The 19,711-nt window shown below is 69.7% G+C and carries 18 protein-coding genes; 2 read left to right on the top strand and 16 right to left on the bottom strand.

Annotated elements, in window-relative coordinates; all coding sequences use genetic code 11:
• Positions 1-99: 99 nt before the first annotated feature.
• Together ppc and secG are read right to left on the bottom strand one after the other, a co-directional pair.
• Positions 100-2,916 carry a phosphoenolpyruvate carboxylase gene (gene ppc / locus BR31_RS0103290; protein ID WP_051636908.1) on the bottom strand — a complete coding sequence of 939 codons (2,817 nt, stop codon included), beginning with the start codon at positions 2,914-2,916 and terminating at the stop codon, positions 100-102.
• Positions 2,917-2,980: 64 nt separating this feature from the next.
• Positions 2,981-3,214, bottom strand: coding sequence for a preprotein translocase subunit SecG (secG, locus tag BR31_RS0103285; RefSeq protein ID WP_027499703.1), 234 nt, complete (start codon positions 3,212-3,214; stop codon positions 2,981-2,983).
• 213 nt (positions 3,215-3,427) lie between these two features.
• On the opposite strand from secG, the gene BR31_RS0103280 reads away from it, so the two are divergent.
• Positions 3,428-4,351 carry a tyrosine-protein phosphatase gene (locus tag BR31_RS0103280; RefSeq protein WP_027499702.1) on the top strand — a complete coding sequence of 308 codons (924 nt, stop codon included), beginning with the start codon at positions 3,428-3,430 and terminating at the stop codon, positions 4,349-4,351.
• A gap of 67 nt (positions 4,352-4,418) precedes the next feature.
• Here the strand turns inward: BR31_RS0103280 and BR31_RS0103275 are convergent, their stop codons facing one another.
• The 8 genes from BR31_RS0103275 to uvrC form a co-directional block, all read right to left on the bottom strand.
• Entirely contained in the window at positions 4,419-4,868 is a 450-nt protein-coding gene (locus tag BR31_RS0103275; RefSeq protein WP_231496349.1) for a nitroreductase family deazaflavin-dependent oxidoreductase, read from the bottom strand.
• A 121-nt stretch (positions 4,869-4,989) separates the two neighbouring features.
• Complete coding sequence (gene tpiA, locus BR31_RS0103270; protein ID WP_027499700.1) at positions 4,990-5,775, bottom strand: triose-phosphate isomerase; 786 nt, start codon at positions 5,773-5,775, stop codon at positions 4,990-4,992.
• A 3-nt stretch (positions 5,776-5,778) separates the two neighbouring features.
• Complete coding sequence (locus tag BR31_RS0103265) at positions 5,779-6,990, bottom strand: phosphoglycerate kinase (protein ID WP_027499699.1); 1,212 nt, start codon at positions 6,988-6,990, stop codon at positions 5,779-5,781.
• A gap of 5 nt (positions 6,991-6,995) precedes the next feature.
• Positions 6,996-8,015, bottom strand: coding sequence for a type I glyceraldehyde-3-phosphate dehydrogenase (gene gap / locus BR31_RS0103260; protein ID WP_027499698.1), 1,020 nt, complete (start codon positions 8,013-8,015; stop codon positions 6,996-6,998).
• 142 nt (positions 8,016-8,157) lie between these two features.
• Positions 8,158-9,141, bottom strand: a complete 984-nt coding sequence (gene whiA / locus BR31_RS0103255; protein ID WP_027499697.1) for a DNA-binding protein WhiA — start codon at positions 9,139-9,141, stop codon at positions 8,158-8,160.
• The gene (locus tag BR31_RS27310; RefSeq protein ID WP_037175266.1) at positions 9,132-10,148 is read right to left on the bottom strand and encodes a gluconeogenesis factor YvcK family protein; all 1,017 of its coding nucleotides are present in this window, start codon (positions 10,146-10,148) and stop codon (positions 9,132-9,134) included. Before BR31_RS27310 ends, whiA begins: the two co-directional genes overlap by 10 nt.
• Positions 10,145-11,011, bottom strand: coding sequence for an RNase adapter RapZ (rapZ, locus tag BR31_RS0103245; protein WP_051636941.1), 867 nt, complete (start codon positions 11,009-11,011; stop codon positions 10,145-10,147). Before rapZ ends, BR31_RS27310 begins: the two co-directional genes overlap by 4 nt.
• Positions 11,012-11,040: 29 nt before the next feature.
• On the bottom strand, positions 11,041-13,191 hold the full coding sequence (gene uvrC, locus BR31_RS0103240) for an excinuclease ABC subunit UvrC (protein WP_027499695.1): 2,151 nt from the start codon (positions 13,189-13,191) through the stop codon (positions 11,041-11,043).
• Between the two features lie 114 nt (positions 13,192-13,305).
• On the opposite strand from uvrC, the gene ggt reads away from it, so the two are divergent.
• A complete protein-coding gene (gene ggt, locus BR31_RS0103235; RefSeq protein ID WP_037175478.1) occupies positions 13,306-15,249 on the top strand; it encodes a gamma-glutamyltransferase in 1,944 nt (647 codons plus the stop codon).
• Between the two features lie 4 nt (positions 15,250-15,253).
• Here ggt and BR31_RS0103230 read toward each other — a convergent pair whose 3' ends face one another.
• The 6 genes from BR31_RS0103230 to ribD all read right to left on the bottom strand — a co-directional run bounded on the left by BR31_RS0103230 (position 15,254) and on the right by ribD (position 19,710).
• On the bottom strand, positions 15,254-15,514 hold the full coding sequence (locus BR31_RS0103230) for a hypothetical protein (RefSeq protein WP_027499693.1): 261 nt from the start codon (positions 15,512-15,514) through the stop codon (positions 15,254-15,256).
• A gap of 198 nt (positions 15,515-15,712) precedes the next feature.
• Positions 15,713-16,162, bottom strand: coding sequence for a PH domain-containing protein (locus BR31_RS0103225; protein WP_027499692.1), 450 nt, complete (start codon positions 16,160-16,162; stop codon positions 15,713-15,715).
• Positions 16,159-16,656: a 6,7-dimethyl-8-ribityllumazine synthase gene (gene ribH, locus BR31_RS0103220; RefSeq protein WP_027499691.1), complete on the bottom strand. Its 498-nt coding sequence runs from the start codon at positions 16,654-16,656 to the stop codon at positions 16,159-16,161. The genes BR31_RS0103225 and ribH overlap by 4 nt, the downstream gene beginning before the upstream one ends.
• Complete coding sequence (locus tag BR31_RS0103215; protein WP_027499690.1) at positions 16,653-17,906, bottom strand: bifunctional 3,4-dihydroxy-2-butanone-4-phosphate synthase/GTP cyclohydrolase II; 1,254 nt, start codon at positions 17,904-17,906, stop codon at positions 16,653-16,655. The genes ribH and BR31_RS0103215 overlap by 4 nt, the downstream gene beginning before the upstream one ends.
• 93 nt (positions 17,907-17,999) lie before the next feature.
• The gene (locus BR31_RS0103210; RefSeq protein WP_027499689.1) at positions 18,000-18,611 is read right to left on the bottom strand and encodes a riboflavin synthase; all 612 of its coding nucleotides are present in this window, start codon (positions 18,609-18,611) and stop codon (positions 18,000-18,002) included.
• A gap of 13 nt (positions 18,612-18,624) precedes the next feature.
• Positions 18,625-19,710 carry a bifunctional diaminohydroxyphosphoribosylaminopyrimidine deaminase/5-amino-6-(5-phosphoribosylamino)uracil reductase RibD gene (ribD, locus tag BR31_RS27305; RefSeq protein WP_051636907.1) on the bottom strand — a complete coding sequence of 362 codons (1,086 nt, stop codon included), beginning with the start codon at positions 19,708-19,710 and terminating at the stop codon, positions 18,625-18,627.
• Between the last annotated feature and the right edge of the window lies 1 nt (position 19,711).

Below are 19,711 nucleotides of genomic sequence, written 5' to 3'. Positions count from 1 at the left end.
CTGACATCGCGAGCAGATCGCGCGCGTCGTAGTCCTCGACCGCCATGTCGAATGTCGCCACCGACGGACCGCCCCCTCCCTCACCCGAATTCCGATGGGCTACCCGCTGTTACGCAGCGCCGTGGCCAAACCGTTCATCGTCAGCTGGATACCCCGACGCACCAGGTCGCTGTCGTCGCCGGATCGGTACCGCCGCAGCAACTCCACCTGCAGGTGGTTGAGCGGCTCGAGGTACGGGAACCGGTTGTGCACAGACCTTCTCAGGCCCGGGTTGTCGGCGAGCAGGTCGTCGTTGCCGGTGATCGCCTTGTACATCGCGATCGTCCGCGCGTGCTCGGCGGTGATCTTGCCGAACACCCTCTCCCGCAACGCGACATCCGGCACCAGCTCCGCGTAGCGCGCGGCCAGGCCCATGTCCGACTTCGACATCACCATCGCCATGTTCGAGAGCACGGTGCGGAAGAACGGCCACCGCTCGTACAGCTCCGTGAGCCTTGCCAGGCGCGCCGGGTCGCCGCCGACCCACTCCTCGAACGCCGTGCCAGTCCCGTACCAGCCCGGCAGCATCACCCGGGACTGGCTCCAGGACAGCACCCACGGGATCGCGCGGAGGTCGGCGATCGACTTGGTTGCCTTGCGCGAGGCCGGTCGACTGCCGATGTTGAGCGCGCCGATCTCGGCGACCGGCGTGGAGGTGGTGAAGTACTCCACGAAGCCAGGCGTGTCGTGCACCAGGTCGCCGTAGGCGATGCGGGCCGCGGCGGCCAGCTCGTCGAGCACCGCGTAGGCCGGCTCCGCGTCGGCGCCGAGCCCCTCCACGTCCAGCAAGGTGGACTCGAGGGTCGCGGCGAGCAGGGTCTCCAGATTGCGGTGCGCCAGACGGGGTTCGGCGTACTTCGCCGCGATCACCTCGCCCTGCTCGGTGATCCGGAGCGACCCCGCCACCGCGCCGGGCGGCTGCGCCAGGATCGCCTCGTAGCTCGGTCCCCCGCCCCGGCCGACGGTGCCGCCACGGCCGTGGAAGAGCCGCAGCCGAATCCCCGCCGCCCTGGCCGCCTCAACCAGGTCCAGCTCCGCCCGGTACAGCGCCCAGTTCGCCGCGAGGTAACCGCCGTCCTTGTTGGAGTCCGAGTACCCCAGCATCACCTCCTGCCGCCCTCCTCGAGCGCTCAGCAGGGCGCGGTACACCGGCACGTCCAACACCGCGGTCAGGGTGGTCGCTCCGCCCTGCAGGTCCTCGATGGTCTCGAACAGCGGGACGATCCCGACCGGGCAGGACGGCGCGGACCCGTCCGCCCCCGGATCGAGCAGGCCGACCTCCTTGAGCAGCACCGCCGCCTCCAGCATGTCGCTGACGGAGGTGCACATGCTGATGATGTAGTTCGGGATCGCCCCCGCGCCGATGCTCCGCACGGCCTCCGCCCCTGCGGCCAGGATCGCCAGCTCGGAGGTGGTCAGCTCGCCGAACTCGGCCCCCGGCCCCACCAGTGGCCGCCGCAGCCCGAGTTCCGCCGTCAACAGGGCGACGCGCTCCTGCTCGGACAGCGACCGGTAGTCCGGGTGCACACCCGCCCAGGCGAACAGCTCCGCGATGACCTGCTCGTGCACCTCCGAGTTCTGTCGCATGTCCAGCCCGGCCAAGTGAAATCCGAACGCCTGCACCGACTCACGCATCGTCGCGAGCCGATCCTCGGCCAGCAGCTCGTCCCCGTGCGCGCGCAGCGACGCATCGATGACATCGAGGTCGGCGAGCAGCTCCGCCGCCGTGCCGAACGGCTCCAGGCCAGCCTGATGGAGGGCGGACCGCGACAGCGCGACCTCGGCCCCGCCGAGGATGCGGACCGCGGTCGCCGTCAGCCGCCCACGGATCCCGCGCAGCGCGCGCCGGTACGACTCGTCCGACCGGAACGGCGAGTCGTCTCCCGACGCGTCCGCGAGGGCCCGCAGCGGCGCCGAGGCGTCCACGAGCCGGTCCGACATGGACAGTTCCCGCTCGAGGAGTTCGAGCTGACCGAGATGGTGCTCGAGAGCGGTCGCCGCGGCCCGACTGGTCGCCCGGCGCACGACCTCCGCCGTCACGAAGGGATTCCCGTCGCGGTCGCCACCGATCCAGGACCCCATGGTGAGCATCGGCTCGGCGAGCAGGTTCGCCTCCGGCCAGCGGCGCCGGAGCTCCGCGCGCAGCTGGGCGTTGATCCTCGGCACCACCTCGAACAGGGCCGCGTCGTAGTACCGCAGGCCCACCTCGATCTCGTCCTGGATCCGCAACCGTGAGAGTCGGATCAGGGCGGTCTGCCACAGGGTGAGGATCTGCCGGTGCAGATCGCGGTCGACCCCCGCCAGCTCGCCGGGGTCCAGCTCCGTGCGCTCGCGGAACCGCATCAGCTCGGTGATCCGGTGCTGGGTCTCGAACACCGTCCGACGCCGGGTCTCGGTCGGGTGCGCGGTGATCACCGGCACCACCGATGCACCGTCGAGCTCATGGCACACGGTCGCCGGATCGAGTTGCGCCACATCGAGTTTCCGATAGGTCGCGGCGAGGCTGCTGTCCTGCGGCGGCTCGCCCGCCCGAACGTGGACGGCCCGGCGCCGCTCGCGGTGCAGGTCCTCCGCGAGGTTCGCCAGCAGGGCGAAGTGACTGAAGGCGCGGATGACCGGGATCGCGACGCCGACGTCGACGCTCGAGAACAGGTCGGCAAGCTCGGCGCGATCGATCTCCGATCGGCGCACCCGGAACGACTCGACCCGCGCGCGCTCGACCAGATCGAAGACCTCGTCGCCCGCCTGCTCGCGGATGATCTCGCCGAGGATCCCGCCGAGCAGCCGGATGTCCTCGCGCAGCGGTTCCGTGGCCTCCCGGGGAGGCTCTGCCGGGTGATCGGGACGCGGACCCTCGTGCACGGGCAACGGGTTCATGGAACCAGTATCGGTGCTCAGCCCCGTCCCGGCAGGATCACGACCTCCAGATCCGGAGGAATCGTCAGCTGTACTTGATCTGCAGACCGATACCGAGGATCGCGATCAGCCAGATCACGGCCGTGAACACGGTGAGCCGGTCGAGGTTCTTCTCCACGACGGTGGAACCGGACAGGCTGGACTGCACGCCGCCGCCGAACAGGCTGGACAGGCCGCCACCCTTGCCGCGGTGCAGCAGCACCAGCAGGATCAGCAGCAGGCTGGTGATCACCAGCAGGATGTCCAGGAACAGTTCCATGTAATCTCCACGCCTTCGCTGACGGATACGGCCACAAGTCGCCCAATCCTACCGTTTGACACCCCGGGGCCTCGTATCGGACCGGATTGTGAGCCGTCCAACAAGATTGTGACCGCTGAGCGGGAGAAACGGCCGTCATTCGAGACAGCGGAGCGCCCGCGTGACTACCTTCGCCTCCCGACAGACCTCTTTTATCCGATCGGAAGGTTCTTCATGTCTCGACACGGTTCCAGGATCGCGGGATCGCTGCTGGTGACGAGCGGAGTGCTGCTCGCCGGTTTCAGCGGCGTCGGCCTCGCACAGGCCGACCCGGTCGTCCCCCCGGCGCTCGCCGAACTGCCCAACTCCGGCCTCGGTAGCGTCGGCGCTGGCAAGACCGCGCCGGACGCTCCGCGGATGGCCAGCATCCCGAACTTCCGCGATGTCGCGGGCACCGGCGCCGGCTACGCAGGCGCGCACGGGAAGAACCTGAACAAGGGCGTCTTCTATCGCGCGGATGCCATCGTGCCGAAGGGCGACGACGTCGCCACCCTCGCCGGGCTCAAGCTTGCCGCCGTCTACGACCTGCGTAGCGACCAGGAAGTCCACGACAAGGCCGACATCGTCCCGGCGGGCGCGGAGTACGTCCGCATCCCGATCCTGTCGGGCAACATCAACGACATGGTCGGGAAGATCAAGTCCCCCGACGACGCTCGCCGGATGATGCAGGAGATGAACCAGGCGTTCGTCACCGGCGCGGCCGAGAAGGCGGGCTTCGCGCAGCTGCTCACCGGTCTGGCGAACACCAAGGGCCCGGCTGTCTACCACTGCACCGCAGGCAAGGACCGCACCGGCTGGACCTCGATGCTGCTGCAGAGCATCGGCGGCGCCAGCGATCAGACCATCATGAGCGATTACCTGCTCACCAATGAGTACAACAAGGAGTGGGCCGCCAAGACCCGCGCCTACATCGCCTCCACCCAGGGCGAGCAGGTGGCTCTGCTGTTCGAGCCGCTGCTCGGCGTCGAGGCCAGCTACCTGCAGTCCGGCCTGGACAAGCTCAAGGCCGACTACGGCACCGTGGACAAGTACCTGACCGACGGCCTCGGCCTGGATCAGGCGACCCTCGGCAAGCTGAAGGCCAAGCTGCTCCGCTGATTTGAACCCGAAAACGCCGGTGGGCGCGCGGCCCGAAGCCACGCGCCCACCGGCGTTTCTGCGTTCCCTACCGCGGTGCCAGCACGACCAGCGGGATCGGGCGTTCGGTGTGCCGCTGGTAGCCGCTGTAGCGTCCACCGTTGTTCGCGTCGGCGGCGGCGAACAGCCGCGCGTAGTCCGCGTCGTCCGGCCCGATCAGCCTGGCGGTGACCGGCACGGTGGTCGTGCCGACCCGGATCGAGGCGTCCGGACGTGCCCGCAGGTTGAAGTACCAGCCGGGCGATCGGGGCGCGCCTCCGTTGGAGGCCACCACCACATAGTCCTTGCCGTCGCGCACATAGGTGAGGCTGTTGACCCGCGCCTGCCCGGTCTTCGCGCCGACGGTGTCGAGCAACAAGCAGGGCACCCCGAGGATGCGGTGGCCGATCCTGCCGTTCGTGCGCTCGTAGACCCACTGATGCGCCTTCAACGCCTGGACCCCGATCTTCTTCACCGCGGGGATCTCCTCGAACTTCACCGGACACTCCTCGACTGCAGTACACGTTACTCCGTGACACACAAAAACGCCGATGGGCGCGGGGTCCGAAGACCACGCGCCCACCGGCGTTCACCTGTTCAGCAGATCAGTGCCGCCCCGGTCAGGGCAGCGGACCGCCCGCCGCGATCGCCGAGAGCGTCGCGAACTCGTCCGCCTTGAGCGAGGCGCCGCCGACGAGGGCGCCGTCCACGTCCGGCTGGCCGACGATCTCGCCGACGTTCTTCGCGTTCACGGAGCCGCCGTAGAGGACGCGAACGCCCGCCGCGACCTCGGCCGACGCCAGCGTCGCGAGTTCCCCACGAACCGCCTTGCAGACCTCCTGCGCGTCCGCCGGAGTCGCCACCCGGCCGGTGCCGATGGCCCACACCGGCTCGTACGCGACGACAACCTTGGCGATCTCGTCCGCGGACAGCCCGGCCAGGGACCCGCGCAGCTGCTCCAGGTTGTACTCCACCTGGTTGCCTGCCTCGCGGATCTCCAGGCCCTCACCGATGCACACGATGGGGGTCAGCCCGTTCTTCAGCGCCGCCTTGGTCTTGGCGAGCACCGTCTCGTTCGACTCCCCGTGCAGGGTGCGACGCTCCGAGTGGCCGACCACCGCGAAGGTGCAGCCCAGCTTCGCCAGCATGGCGCCGCTGATCTCACCGGTGTACGCGCCGGAATCGTGGGCGGAGACATCCTGCGCACCGTAGGTGAGCAGGAGCTTGTCGCCCTCGACCAGCGTCTGCACGCTGCGGATGTCGGTGAACGGCGGGATCACCGTCACGTCGACCTTGTCGAAGTACTTCGCGGGCAGCGAGAACGCGATCTTCTGCACCAGGGCGATGGCCTCGAAGTGGTTGAGGTTCATCTTCCAGTTGCCCGCGATGAGCGGCTTACGTGCCATCGCTCAGCCCTCCAGCGCTTCGATGCCGGGAAGGGACTTGCCCTCGAGGTACTCCAGGGAGGCGCCGCCGCCGGTCGAGATGTGCGAGAAGCCGTCCTCGGGCAGGCCGAGCAGCCGCACCGCGGCCGCGGAATCGCCGCCGCCGACGACGCTGAACGCGCCCTTGCCGGTGGCCCCGATGATCGCCTCGGCGACACCCTTGGTGCCCGCCGAGAACTTCTCGAACTCGAACACGCCCATCGGCCCGTTCCAGAACACCGTCTTGGCGCCGGACAGGATCGCCGCGAAGCGCTCCACCGACTCCGGTCCGATGTCCAAGCCCATCCAGCCGTCCGGGATCTCGAGCACCGACACCGTCTTCGCCTCCGCGTCGGCGGAGAACGAGTCGGCGATCACCACGTCCTGCGGGATGTGGATGACGTCGGCATACCGCTCGAGCAGCGACTTGCAGGTGTCGATCATCGACTCCTCGCACAGCGAGTTACCGACGGACACCCCCTGCGCGGCAAGGAAGGTGTAGAACATGCCGCCACCGATGACCAGGGTGTCGGCCTTGGTGGCCAGCGCCTCGATCACGGCCAACTTGTCGGAGACCTTCGAGCCGCCGAGCACGACCGCGTACGGCCGCTCGGAGTCCTCGGTCAGCTTCTGGAGCACCTCGACCTCGGTGGCCACCAGGGTGCCCGCGTAGTGCGGCAGCAGCTTCGCCACGTCGTAGACCGACGCCTGCTTGCGGTGCACCACACCGAATCCGTCGGAGACGAACGCGCCGTCGCCGTCGACCAGCTCCACGAGCGCCTTGGCGAGCGATTCCCGCTCGGCGTCGTCCTTGCTGGTCTCACGGGGATCGAAGCGGATGTTCTCCAGCAGGAGCACGTCACCGTCGGTGAGTCCCTCGGAACGGGCCAGCGCGTCCTGCCCGACCACATCGCCCGCGAGCTGCACGTTGCGTCCGAGCTCCTCGCCGAGCCGGGCCGCGACCGGGGCCAGCGACAGCGCCGCATCGGGCTCGCCCTTGGGGCGACCCAGGTGCGCCATCACGATGACCTTGGCGCCTGCCTCGGCCAGCGTGCGGATGGTCGGCGCGGACGCGATGATGCGGCCCGGATCGGTGATCGTGCCGTTGTCCAGCGGGACGTTGAGGTCCGAGCGCACCAGCACGGTGCGGCCCGCGACCCCGGCGTCCAGCAGATCCTTCAGTGTCTGTACAGCCACGTGGATCAGAGGGACTTCGCGACGAGACCGATGAGGTCCGCCAGACGGTTGGAGTAGCCCCACTCGTTGTCGTACCAGGAGACGATCTTGACCTGGTCGTCGATCACCTTGGTCAGGCCCGAGTCGAAGATCGACGAGTGCGGGTCGGTGACGATGTCCGAGGACACGATCGGCGCATCGGTGTACTTGAGGATGCCCTTGAGGGGGCCCTCGGCGGCGGCCTTCATCGCGGCGTTGATCTCGTCGGCGGTGGCCGACTTGCGCAGGTTCGCGGTGAGGTCGGTGACCGAGCCGGTGGGGATCGGAACCCGCAGCGCGTAGCCGTCGAGCTTGCCGAGCAGCTGCGGGAGGACCAGGCCGATGGCCTTGGCCGCACCGGTGCCGGTGGGAACGATGTTCAGGGCGGCCGCGCGGGCGCGACGCAGGTCGCTGTGCGGGGCATCCTGCAGGTTCTGGTCCTGGGTGTAGGCGTGGATCGTCGTCATCAGACCCTTGACGATGCCGAACTCGTCATCGAGGACCTTGGCGATCGGGCCGAGGCAGTTGGTGGTGCACGAGGCGTTGGAGATGATGTTCTGGCTGCCGTCGTACTTGTCGTCGTTGACGCCCATCACGATGGTGATGTCCTCGCCCTTGGCGGGCGCGGAGATGATGACCTTCTTGGCGCCGGCCTCGAGGTGACCCTTGGCCTTGGCCGCATCGGTGAAGATGCCGGTCGACTCGACGACAACGTCGACGCCCAGGTCGCCCCAGGGCAGCTCGTCGAGCGGGCCGCGGTGCGCAAGCGCCTTGATCCGCTGATCGCCGACCACGATGGTGTCTTCGCCGTCGAGGGAGACGTCGTACGGCAGACGGCCCAGGATCGAGTCGTACTTGAGCAGGTGGGCGAGGGTCGCGTTGTCGGTCAGGTCGTTGACCGCCACGATCTCGATATCGGTGGTGCCGAGCGCCTTCTGCGCATCGACCGCCCTGAAGAAGTTACGTCCGATACGACCGAAGCCGTTCACGCCTACCCGGACAGTCACAATTCGCTCCTTTGACCATTCTCAGTGTTCATCGATCAGATGTGTGTCCCACACTAGTGCTCCGCGCGGGACGCAAAGACAGGTGGCCCAGTGGGATGGATCACCCACTGGGCCCGAGGTGAACCTCGATACACCAGGTTCGCTATGCCTCATCCAGCAGGTCGGCGGTCACCGCGGACTCCGTGTCCGGGATCCCGGTGTCCTTCGCCTTGCGGTCCGCCATCGAGAGCAGGCGACGGATCCGGCCCGCGACCGCGTCCTTCGTCATCGGCGGGTCGGCCAGCTGGCCGAGTTCCTCGAGCGAGGCCTGCCGGTGCTGCACCCGCAGGCTGCCCGCGGCCGCGAGATGATCGGGCACGTCGTCGCCGAGGATCTCCAGCGCCCGCTCCACCCGAGCCGCCGCCGCGACCGCTGCCCGCGCCGACCGCCGCAGGTTCGCGTCGTCGAAGTTCGCCAGCCTGTTCGCCGTGGCCCGGACCTCGCGGCGCATCCGGCGCTCCTCCCAGGTCAGCCTCGTGTCCTGGGCGCCCATCCGGGTGAGCAGCGCACCGATCGCCTCGCCGTCGCGCACCACAACGCGATCGGTGCCGCGCACCTCCCTGGCCTTGGCCGCGACACCGAGCCTGCGGGCCGCGCCGACGAGGGCGAGGGCCGCCTCCGGGCCGGGGCAGCTGATCTCCAGCGCCGAGGAGCGCCCGGGCTCGGTCAACGAACCGTGCGCGAGGAACGCACCGCGCCACGCCGCCTCCGAGTCGACGACGCTGCCGCCGACGACCTGGGCAGGCAGCCCGCGCACCGGACGGCCACGCAGGTCGAGCAGACCCGTCTGGCGCGCGAGGGCCTCGCCCTCCTTGGCCACCCGCACGATGTAGCGGGAGCTCTTGCGCAGCCCGCCGGCACCGAGCACGTGCACGTCCGAGGCGTAGCCGTACAGGTCGAAGATCTCCCGGCGGAGCCGACGCGCGGTGTTGCCGAGATCCACCTCCGCCTCGACCACCACGCGCCCACCGACGATGTGCAGCCCGCCCGCGAATCGAAGCAGGGACGAGACCTCGGCCTTGCGGGCGGAGACCTGGGTCACCGCAAGCCGGCTCAGCTCGTCCTTGACCTCCGCTGTCATTGCCACGAAGTGGTCTCCCTTCCGGGGGTTGTCTGGCGTTCCTTCGGCACCGCGAGGCGGTCGAGGACCGCGGCGAGCTTGCCCGCGTGGTGTGTCGCACCGCCGTTGTCCGCAACGTCGGCGTAGGTCACTTCTGCCCCGAGGAGCTGGGCGGCCCGATGTAGATAGTCGCGTTCACTGCCCTCCGGCACCGACGCCGAGTCGACCACGATGTCGTCGACCGTCAGCTCCGGCGCATGCTGGGACAGTACGTGCAGATGCCGCTCCGCGGAGAACCCCGTCGTCTCGCCCGGCTCGGCAACCAGGTTGAGGATCAGGGTCTTCCGCGCGCCGGTCTCCATCAGAGCGTGCACCAGCTCCGGCACCAGCACGTGCGGAATGACGCTGGAGAACCAGGAACCGGGACCGAGCAGCACCAGGTCGGCCCGCTCGATGGCGGCGATCGATTCGGGGCAGGCGGGCGGATCCGGCGGCAACAACCGCACGCGCCGCACCTTCCCGGGCGTGGTGGCGACGGCCACCTGCCCGCGGATGCATCGACTGACCCGGGGGTCGCTCTCCAGGCCGACCACGTCGGCCTCGATGTCGAGCGCGATTGGGGACATCGGCAGCACGCGACCCTGGATGCCGAGCATCCGCCCCATCTCGTCGAGGGCGGCGACGGTGCCGCCCATCACCTCGCTGAGACCGGCGAGGATCAGGTTGCCGACCGAGTGACCCGCGAGCGCGCCGGTGCCGCCGAAGCGGTGTTGCAGTGTGGCCGTCCAGGTCCGCACCTCGGGGGTGTCCGCCGCCAACGCGGCCAGCGCCATGCGCAGGTCGCCCGGTGGGATCACGCCGAGTTCGGACCGGAGCCGACCCGAGGAGCCGCCGTCATCGGCGACCGTCACGACCGCGGTGACGTCGGAACTCACCCGCCTGGCGGCGCCGAGCGTGGCGTAGAGACCGTGACCGCCGCCGAGGGCAACGATCGTGGGGTCGGCGGGAACAGCGGCGAGGGAGCCGGACGTCATTCGCGCCCCAGGTCCCGGTGCACGACCTTGACGGTCACACCCTGTTCACGCTCCAACATGCCCGCAAGGGCCTCAGTCATTGCCACACTCCGATGCTTCCCGCCGGTGCACCCCACCGCAATTGTCATGTAACGCTTGCCTTCCCGACGGTATCCGTTGGTCGTCAACTCCAACAAATGCCGATAGGTGTCCAAGTAGTCCCTTGCCCCCTCCTGGGAGAGGACGTAGTCGCTCACCGCCGCGTCCCGCCCGGTGTGCTCGCGCAGCTCCGGGATCCAGTGCGGGTTCGGCAGGAATCGCACGTCGCACACGAGGTCCGCGTCCATCGGCAGCCCGTACTTGAAGCCGAAGGACTGGACCGTGATCGCAATCGCGCCGGTCGTCTCGCCACCGAACGCGGACTCGATCTTCTGGCGCAGTTCGTGCACCGACAGCGACGAGGTGTCGATGACCAGATCCGCGTCGGCTTTGACCGGTGCCAGCTGCACCCGTTCGGCCTCGATCCCCTCGATCAGGGTGCCGTCGACACCGTCCTGCTGAAGCGGGTGGCTGCGACGGACCTGTTCGAATCGGCGCACCAGCACCTGGTCGGTCGCCTCGAGGAACAGCACCCGCGTCCGCGTCGCCTTCGACTCCACCTCCTTGATGACGGAGACGAGATCGCCGGTGAAGCGGCGGCTCCGGACATCGATGACGACGGCGAGCTTGGGGATCCGCGAGCCGGGTTCGAGACCCAGGTCGACCATTCGGGAGATCAGTTCGGGCGGCAGGTTGTCCGCGACGTACCAGCCGAGGTCCTCGAGAACGTTCGCCGCGGTGCTCATGCCGGCGCCGGACAGGCCCGTGACCAGCGCCACCTCCATGTCCGACTCCCCCTGCCCGGTCTGGTCGCTCACTTGACTCCCGCCCTCCTCAGTCCGTTTCCGTGCTGGTCGGAGCCCCCGAACTCGTCCTCGTGCGCCGCCTCGGCGGTCACACTTGCACCATCATCCCCCACCGCGGGGTCCGCCACCGGTTCATCCACGCCCATTGGTGCCTCGAGGGCAGTCGAATCCGGCTCGGCTCCGAGCGCGGCGAGCACCGCCTTCGCGGTGGTGACCCCGATACCGGGCACCTCGATGATCTCCTCCACCGTGGCCTGTTTGAGCTTGGCCACCGACCCGAAATGGGTCACGAGCGCGGTGCGTCTGGCCTCGCCGAGTCCGCGGACGGAATCGAGCGCCGAGGCCGTCATCCGGCGCGAACGCTTGCTCCGATGGAAGGTGATCGCGAATCGGTGCGCCTCGTCGCGCACCCGCTGCAGCAGATACAGCGACTCGCTGGTGCGCGGCAGGATCACCGGGTCCTCGTCCCCGGGCACCCAGACCTCCTCGAGCCGCTTCGCGAGCCCGACGACCGCGACATCGGTGATCCCCAACTCGTCGAGCACGGCCGCGGCCGCCGCGACCTGCGGGGCACCACCGTCGACGACGAACAGGTTCGGCGGATAGGCGAACCGCCGCGGCCTGCCGGTCTGCGGGTCGAGCGCCGCCTCGGGCGCCTGGTCTCCCCCGCTGCCCGTGTCCGCGACGTCCGTACCTGCCACGTCTGCCGCGTGCCGCAGAAAGCGGCGCCGCGTGACCTCGGCGATGCTGGCCACGTCGTCCGAACGCCCGTCCCCCGCAGCTTCTTTGATCGAGTAGTGCCGGTAGTCGGACTTGCGGGGTAGGCCGTCCTCGAAGACCACCAACGAGGCGACCACATCGGTACCCTGGACGTGACTGATGTCCACGCACTCGATCCGCAGCGGCGCCTGATCGAGGTCGAGCGCTTCCTGAATCCCCTGCAGCGCTGCCGATCTCGAGGTGAGATCGCCCGCCCTGCGGAGCTTGTGTTGCGCGAGCGACTCCTGGGCGTTGCGCTGCACCGTTTCGGCGAGGGCCTTCTTGTCGCCGCGCTGCGGCACCCGCAGGGTCACCGCCGAGCCCCGCAGGCCGCTCAGCCAGACCTGCAGTTCCTCGGCGTTCGGCGGCAACTCCGGCACCAGCACCTCGCGGGGCACCACCGTGCTCTTGTCCGCGGTCAGCCCTGGCTGATCGGTCATCGCGGCCTGTTCGCCGTAGAACTGGGTCAGGAACTGCTCGACGAGGTCTCCCGTTTCGCCGGCGTCACCGTCGCCGCTCTCCCCGGAACGCTCGACCACCCAGCCCCGCTGACCCCGCACCCGGCCGCCGCGGACGTGGAACACCTGGACGGCCGCCTCGAGGTCGTCGGCCGCGAAGGCGACCACGTCGGCGTCGGTCCCGTCCCCGAGCACCACGGCCTGCTTCTCGAGCGCCTTGCGCAGCGCCCCGAGATCGTCGCGCAGCCGGGCCGCGCTCTCGAAGTCCAGGTCGTCGGAGGCGCGCAGCATCTTCGCCTCGAGCTCTCGCACCAGCTTGTCGGTGCGCCCGGACAGGAAGTCGCAGAAGTCCTCGACGATGCGTCGGTGCTCGTCGGCGCTGACCCGGCCGATGCACGGGGCCGAACACTTGTCGATGTAGCCGAGCAGGCAGGGCCTGCCGATCTGGTTGTGCCGCTTGAACACACCGGCCGAGCAGGTGCGGGCCGGGAACACCCGGAGCAGCAGATCGAGCGTCTCGCGGATCGCCCATGCGTGCGCGTACGGACCGAAGTACCGCACCCCCTTGCGCCGCGGACCTCGGTACACGAACAGCCGCGGGTACTCCTCGCCCAGTGTCACCGCCAGCACCGGATAGGTCTTGTCGTCCCGGTAGCGGACGTTGAAGCGTGGATCGAACTCCTTGATCCAGTTGTACTCGAGCTGCAGCGCCTCGACCTCGGTGCCGACCACGGTCCATTCCACGCTGGCCGCCGTCGTGACCATCTGGCGGGTGCGCGGATGCAGTGATGCGACGTCCGCGAAATAGGAGCTCAGCCGGCTCCGCAGGCTCTTCGCCTTGCCGACGTAGATGACCCGGCCGTGGGGATCACGAAACTTGTAGACGCCGGGCGCCACCGGAATGGTTCCCGCGGCGGGGCGATAGGTGGCTGGATCGGGCACAACACCAGGTTAGTCGTCCCCACCGACGGCCCAGGACAGCCGCACCGAGGGGCCCGTTCGCCTGCTAGCGTCGGAAGCCTGGGCACGTAGGCCACTCGTTCTGGGGTGATCGGTGTGAGAGCAGGCGACGCGGTACGTCTCGCGGCGGCGATCGCGACGGCCCTGACCCTTACCCTGGCGGTCGGATGCTCCCCGACCGACGACGGAGCGGCAGGCCCGTGCACCATCGCGCCGAACGGCACCCCCATCGCCGCCGCGCCCCTCACCCAGCCGCCCACCAGCGCGAACCTGTCCACCCATCCGGAGATCGCCACCGGATACCGAGCCGGGATGACGCCGGTCACGACGGCCACGTTCGCGGTCTCCACCGCGAACCCCGTCGCCACCGAGGCCGCCTGCCGGGTCCTGGACGACGGCGGCACCGCAGCGGACGCGCTGATCGCGGCGCAGGTCGTGCTCGGGCTGGTCGAGCCGCAGTCGTCGGGCATCGGCGGCGGGGCCTTCCTGCTGTACCACGACGCGGCCACCGGGACCGTCGAGGCCTACGACGGACGCGAGACCGCACCGATGGCCGCGACCGAGAACTACCTGCGCTTCGTCGACGACACCAACAGGACCGAGCCGACGCCCTCAGCCAGGGCGAGCGGTCGCTCGATCGGCGTTCCCGGGGTGCTGCGCATGCTGGAGATGAGCCATCGCGAACACGGAAAGCAACCATGGGACACCCTGTTCGAACCCGCGATCGCGCTCGCGGACAACGGGGTCGAGATCAGTCCGCGGATGGCGGACTCGATCGCGGGCTCCGCTCGGGACCTGGCGATCGACGAGGACGCGCGTGCGTACTTCCTCAACCCGGACGGGTCACCGAAACCGGCGGGCACCGTGTTGACGAACCCGGCGATGGCGAAGACGTTGGGGGCGATCGCCGCGGAGGGCGCCGACGCGTTCTACACGGGGCCCATCGCCGAGGCGATCGTCGCGGCGACCGCCGACCCGAGCGGCGGTCGCACCCCCGGTGCGATGACGACCGCGGACCTCGCCGGATACCAGGCCAAGAAGCGCACCCCGCTGTGCACGGACTACCGCGGTCGCGAGGTGTGCGGGATGCCGAGCCCGTCGTCCGGGGGCACCGCGGTGGCCGCGACCCTCGGCATCCTGAGCAACTTCGACCTGTCGGCGTATCCGCCGACGGCGCTCGACGCGGACGGCGGCGAACCCGACGCCTCCGGCGTGCACCTGGTCGCCGAGGCGGAGCGACTGGCCTACGCGGACCGGGACAAGTACGTCGCCGACTCGGATTTCGTGCCGTTGCCCGGCAACTCACCCGACACCCTGATCGATCCGGATTACCTGCAAGGTCGTTCGGCGCTGATCGACCCGCGTCGGAGCATGGGCACCGCCCAGCCCGGCGACTTCGGCCCCGTCCCCATGGGCACCCAGCCGGGCAACGACCACGGCACCAGCCAGATCACCGTCGCCGACCGATACGGCAACGTCGCCGCCATGACCACCACCATCGAGTCGGCATTCGGCTCCTTCCACATGGTCGACGGCTTCCTGCTCAACAACCAGCTGACCGACTTCTCGGCGCAGCCGACCGCGCCGGACGGGTCGCCGCTCGCCAACCGGGTCGAGCCGGGCAAGCGGCCGCGCAGCTCGATGGCCCCGACCCTGGTCTTCGAACGGGGCAACGGTCACCGCGGCGAGGTGCTGCTGGCCGTCGGGTCTCCCGGCGGCTCGGTGATCATCCAGTTCGTGGTCAAGACGCTGGTCGGCATGCTCGACTGGGAACTCGATCCGCAGCAGGCCGTGTCGATGGTGGATTTCGGTGCGGCGAACTCACCGAAGACGAACGTCGGCGGCGAGCACCCCAACGTCGAGGCGGCCGACAACGGCGCAACGGACCCACTGGTGCGGGCGTTGACCGAGATGGGACACCAGGTTTCGACGGAGCCCCAATCGAGCGGGCTGAGCGTGCTCGGACGTCACGACGACGGCTGGATCGGCGGCGCCGATCCGCGCCGCGAGGGCGCGGTGACCGGAGACGTTGTCCGGTAGCGACCTACGCGGAGCTCGTGACCGGCTTCCGCCGGCTCGACGTGCGCGGGCGGTTGCCTCGTCCCGCTGGGGCGCGGCGACCGTCCGCCCGACGCAGGTCGGCCAGCCGCTGGGACGGCTGACACCCGGACGGCTGGGTCGTGGCGGTCACGGCGGCGCGGGAGCGGTCGAGCCTGCGGAGCTCGACGAAGTAGACGACGCTGATCGCGAGATAGATGGCGGCCATGATGATCGGGCCGCATGCGAGGACGAGGAGGATTTCCACAGGACCTCCAATGCGATTCGAGTCGGGCACCCGATCCGAACGGTTTCGAATTGCGGTGCTTGACTCGATCCAGATTAGCGGGGCCGGGGGCGCCAGAAGGTCACAGCCGCGTGAACTCGGGCCGATCCGGACGTGGGATGCGACACACCTTTTCGGGTGTGTCGCCGGCCCCCGCCCGGAAATCGCTTCGCCGCGGAGCTATTCGGCGTCCGCCTGCGCGTACTTCGATTCGAGTTCGCGGAACTTCCTGACGGAGTTCACCGCGTGCTCGCGGTCGTTCGCCTGGATCGCCATCACCGGGATGTACTCGTCGTCGGGCAACTCGATCCGGGCCCAGGCCGCCCCGTCCGGAAAGGTCAGTCCGCGCACCAGATCCCACTCGACGAAGCGTTCCGTGAACGCATTGCGCACCGAGACGCCCTCTGCGTTCGCGCGCAGTCGCGGGCGGGTCAGCAGCAGCGCACCGCCCGCGAGGATCCCGCCGATGCCGACCATCGCGAGCTGATCGATCAGCCGGAAGTAGACGCCGGTCGCCGAGCTGCGCAGCAGCACCGCGAGCACGATGAACACCAGCACGAACACCGCCGCCACGGCCATCGCGTAGCGCGCGGACCGCTTGGACCGCACGTCCATCTCCCACGCGCTCATCGGAACGACTGCTCGGTCCAGGGCTGACGCAGATGCCGGAGCGTCACCGCGGTGTCGAGCGCTGCGGCACAGGCCTGCCCGCCCTTGTCCTCGACGGAGCCGGGGAGGCCGGAGCGATCCCTGGCCTGCTGCTCGGTGTCCGTGGTGAGCACCCCGTTGCCCACCGGGGTGCTCTCGTCGAGCGAGACCCGGGTGAGGCCGGCCGTGACGGCGTCACAGACGTACTCGAAATGCGGTGTGCCGCCGCGGATCACGACACCGAGCGCGACCACCGCGTCGTGGGTGCGGGCCAGCGCCTGCGCCACCACCGGCAGCTCGATGGCACCGGCGACGCGGACGAGCGTGACGTCCTCGAGCTGGGCCTGCTCGGCCACCCGCTGCGCGCCGGCGATGAGGGCCTCGGAGATCTCGGCGTGCCACTGCCCGGCCACGATCGCGAGCTTGAGGTCCTTCGCCTCGTCGAGCTGGAGCTGTGGCAGCCCCTCGCCGCTCATACCGCGCCCCCGGTCTCGAAGTCGTCGAGGCCGATCAGGTCGTGACCCATGCGGTCCCTCTTGGTGCGCAGGTAGGTGAGGTTCTCGGCGTTGGCACGCAACGGCATCGGCACCCGCTCGGTGATCTGCAGTCCGTAGCCGTCCAGCCCGACCCGCTTGGCCGGGTTGTTCGTCAGCAGCCGCATCGAGGAAATGCCGAGATCGACGAGGATCTGCGCGCCGATGCCGTAGTCGCGGGCGTCGGCGGGCAGCCCGAGTTCCAGGTTCGCGTCGACGGTGTCGGATCCCGCGTCCTGGAGCTGGTACGCCTGCAGCTTGTGCATCAGGCCGATGCCCCTGCCCTCGTGACCACGCATGTACAGCACGACGCCGCGACCCTCCTGGGCCACCATGTCGAGCGCCGCGTCGAGCTGCGGGCCGCAATCGCACCGCAGCGAGCCGAACACGTCGCCGGTCAGGCACTCCGAGTGCACGCGGACCAGCACGTCGCTGCCGTCGCCGTCCGGACCGGCCAGGTCGCCGCGCACGAGGGCCACGTGCTCGACCTCGTCGTAGATGCTCTGGTAGCCGACGGCCTTGAACTCACCGTGGTTGGTGGGGATCCGCGCCTCGGCGATCCGCACGACGTGCTTCTCGTGCTTGCGGCGCCAGGCGATGAGGTCCGCGATCGAGATCATGGCCAGGTTGTGATCGTCGGCGAAGACCCGGAGCTCGTCGGTCTGGGCCATGTGGCCCTCGTCCTTCTGGCTGACGATCTCGCAGATGACGCCCGCGGGACGCAGGTCGGCCATCCGGGCCAGGTCGACGGCCGCCTCGGTATGGCCGGGCCTGCGCAGCACGCCGCCCTCCTTGGCGCGCAACGGCACCACGTGGCCGGGGCGGGTGAAGTCGCTCGCGCCCGAGTTCGGGTCGGCGAGCAGTCGCATCGTGGCGGCGCGGTCGGAGGCCGAGATGCCGGTGCCGATGCCCTCCTTGGCGTCGACGGTCACCGTGTACGCGGTGCCGTGCTTGTCCTGGTTGCTGGAGAACATCGGCGGCAGGCCGAGCCGGTCGCAGTCGTCGCCGTCGAGCGGGACGCACAGGTAACCGGAGGTGTAGCGGACCATGAAGGCCACCAGCTCCGGGGTCGCCTTCTCGGCGGCGAAGATGAGGTCGCCCTCGTTCTCGCGGTCCTCGTCATCGACGACGACGACGGCCTTGCCTGCGGCGATATCGGCGACTGCGCGCTCGATACTGTCGAACCTGGTCACGTGGTGCGCTCCATCAAAGTCATGAATAGCTCTCCGTGCACCCGTAAGTGCACCTCAACAGTACGACCCCGACTCCTCGGGCCCGAAATTCGGCTACCGGCCGGCGGTCTGCAGACGCTCGACGTACTTCGCGATCACGTCCACCTCCAGGTTCACCGGGGTGCCGGGAGCGGCACCGCCGAGGGTGGTCATCTCGAGGGTGGTGGGGATCAGCGAGATCTCGAAGAACTCGCCGCCGTCCCCGTCCCGGCCGAGGGCGGACACGGTCAGCGAGACGCCGTCGACGGTGATCGAGCCCTTCTCCACCACGTAGCGGGCGATCGAGTCGGGCAGCGAGATCCGGACGACCTCCCAGTTCTCCGAGGGCGACCGGCTGATGACGGACCCGGTGGCGTCGACGTGCCCCTGGACCAGGTGGCCACCGAGGCGGCTGTTCAGCGCCGCCGCCCGTTCCAGGTTCACCCGGCTGCCGACGTCGAGCGCGCCGAGGCTGGAGCGGTCGAGCGTCTCCGCCATCACGTCGGCGGTGAAGGAGTCGCCGCCGAGCACCTCGACGACGGTCAGGCAGACGCCGTTGACCGCGATCGAGTCGCCGTGCCCGGCATCGGAGGTCACCAGCGCGCCGCGCACGGTGAAGCGGGCGGCGTCGGCCAGGTCCTCCTTGGCGACGATCTCACCCAGTTCTTCGACGATCCCGGTGAACACTTCAGTCCGCTCCTCAGTTGTTGGTGCTGTTCTCTTCATTCTCGTCCTCGGCCCCCACGCCGCGGCCACCGGGCGTCAGGCTCAGCAGCAGGTCCGGCCCGAGCGTCTCGACGGACTCCCGGTGGAACCGGAGCGCCTGCGCGATGTTCGTGACCCCAGCATCCTCTACGGCGGCCGCCCCCGCGCCGAGCAGTACCGGTGAGAGGAACGCCAAGATCCGGTCAACCAATCCCGCTTCGAGGAAAGCCCCGGCCAGATGGGGGCCGCCCTCGAGCAGGACGTCGGGCATATCGGCCAGCGCCGCGACCACCTCGCGGGGGTCGCGGGTCCGCAGCACCAGGGTCGGCGCGGCGTCGTCGAGCACCCGGGCCGAGGCCGGGATCTCGCGCTCCCCCACCACCACCCGAACCGGTTGGTGATCGGCGAGCCCGCCGTCCGGGGTGCGTGCGGTCAGCCACGGGTCGTCGGTGAGGACGGTGCCGGTGCCGACCACGATGGCATCGAGCTTGGCGCGCTCCCGATGCACCCGCGCCCTGGCCTCGGGACCGGTGATCCACTGGCTGGTGCCGTCGGCCGCCGCGCTGCGTCCGTCGAGGCTCGCGGCGAACTTCCAGGTGACGTGGGATCGACCGGTGCGCTGGTGGTGCAGCCAGGCACGCAGCGGCCCGAGTTCGACGTCGCGGGTGCCGAAACCGGACAGCACGTCCACCCCCGCCGAGCGCAGCGTCTGCGCACCGCCTGCGGCCTGCGGATGGGGATCGTCCACGGCGAAGAGCACCCGGGACACCCCGGCCTCGATCAGGGCGAGCGCGCACGGGCCGGTGCGGCCCTGGTGGTTGCACGGCTCGAGCGTGACCACCGCGGTGCCGCCCCTGGCCCGGCCGCCCGCGGCCCGGAGCGCCATCACCTCGGCGTGGGGGCCGCCGACCGGGCTGGTCGCGCCGACGCCGACGACCGCGCCGCTCTCGTCGAGGATCACCGCACCCACCGGCGGATTGGGGCTGGTGGTCCCGCGCACCCGCTCGGCGGCGTCGACGGCGAGCCGCAACGCCGCCGCCTCGGACGCGGTCGGCTCCGGCGCGGGACGGGGACCGGGCACG

Source organism: Rhodococcus sp. UNC363MFTsu5.1 (genome assembly GCF_000686785.1).
GTDB lineage: Bacteria > Actinomycetota > Actinomycetes > Mycobacteriales > Mycobacteriaceae > Rhodococcus_G > Rhodococcus_G maanshanensis.
The sequence above is the reverse complement of the archived record's forward strand: the minus strand, read 5'-3'. Positions and strand labels throughout refer to the sequence as shown.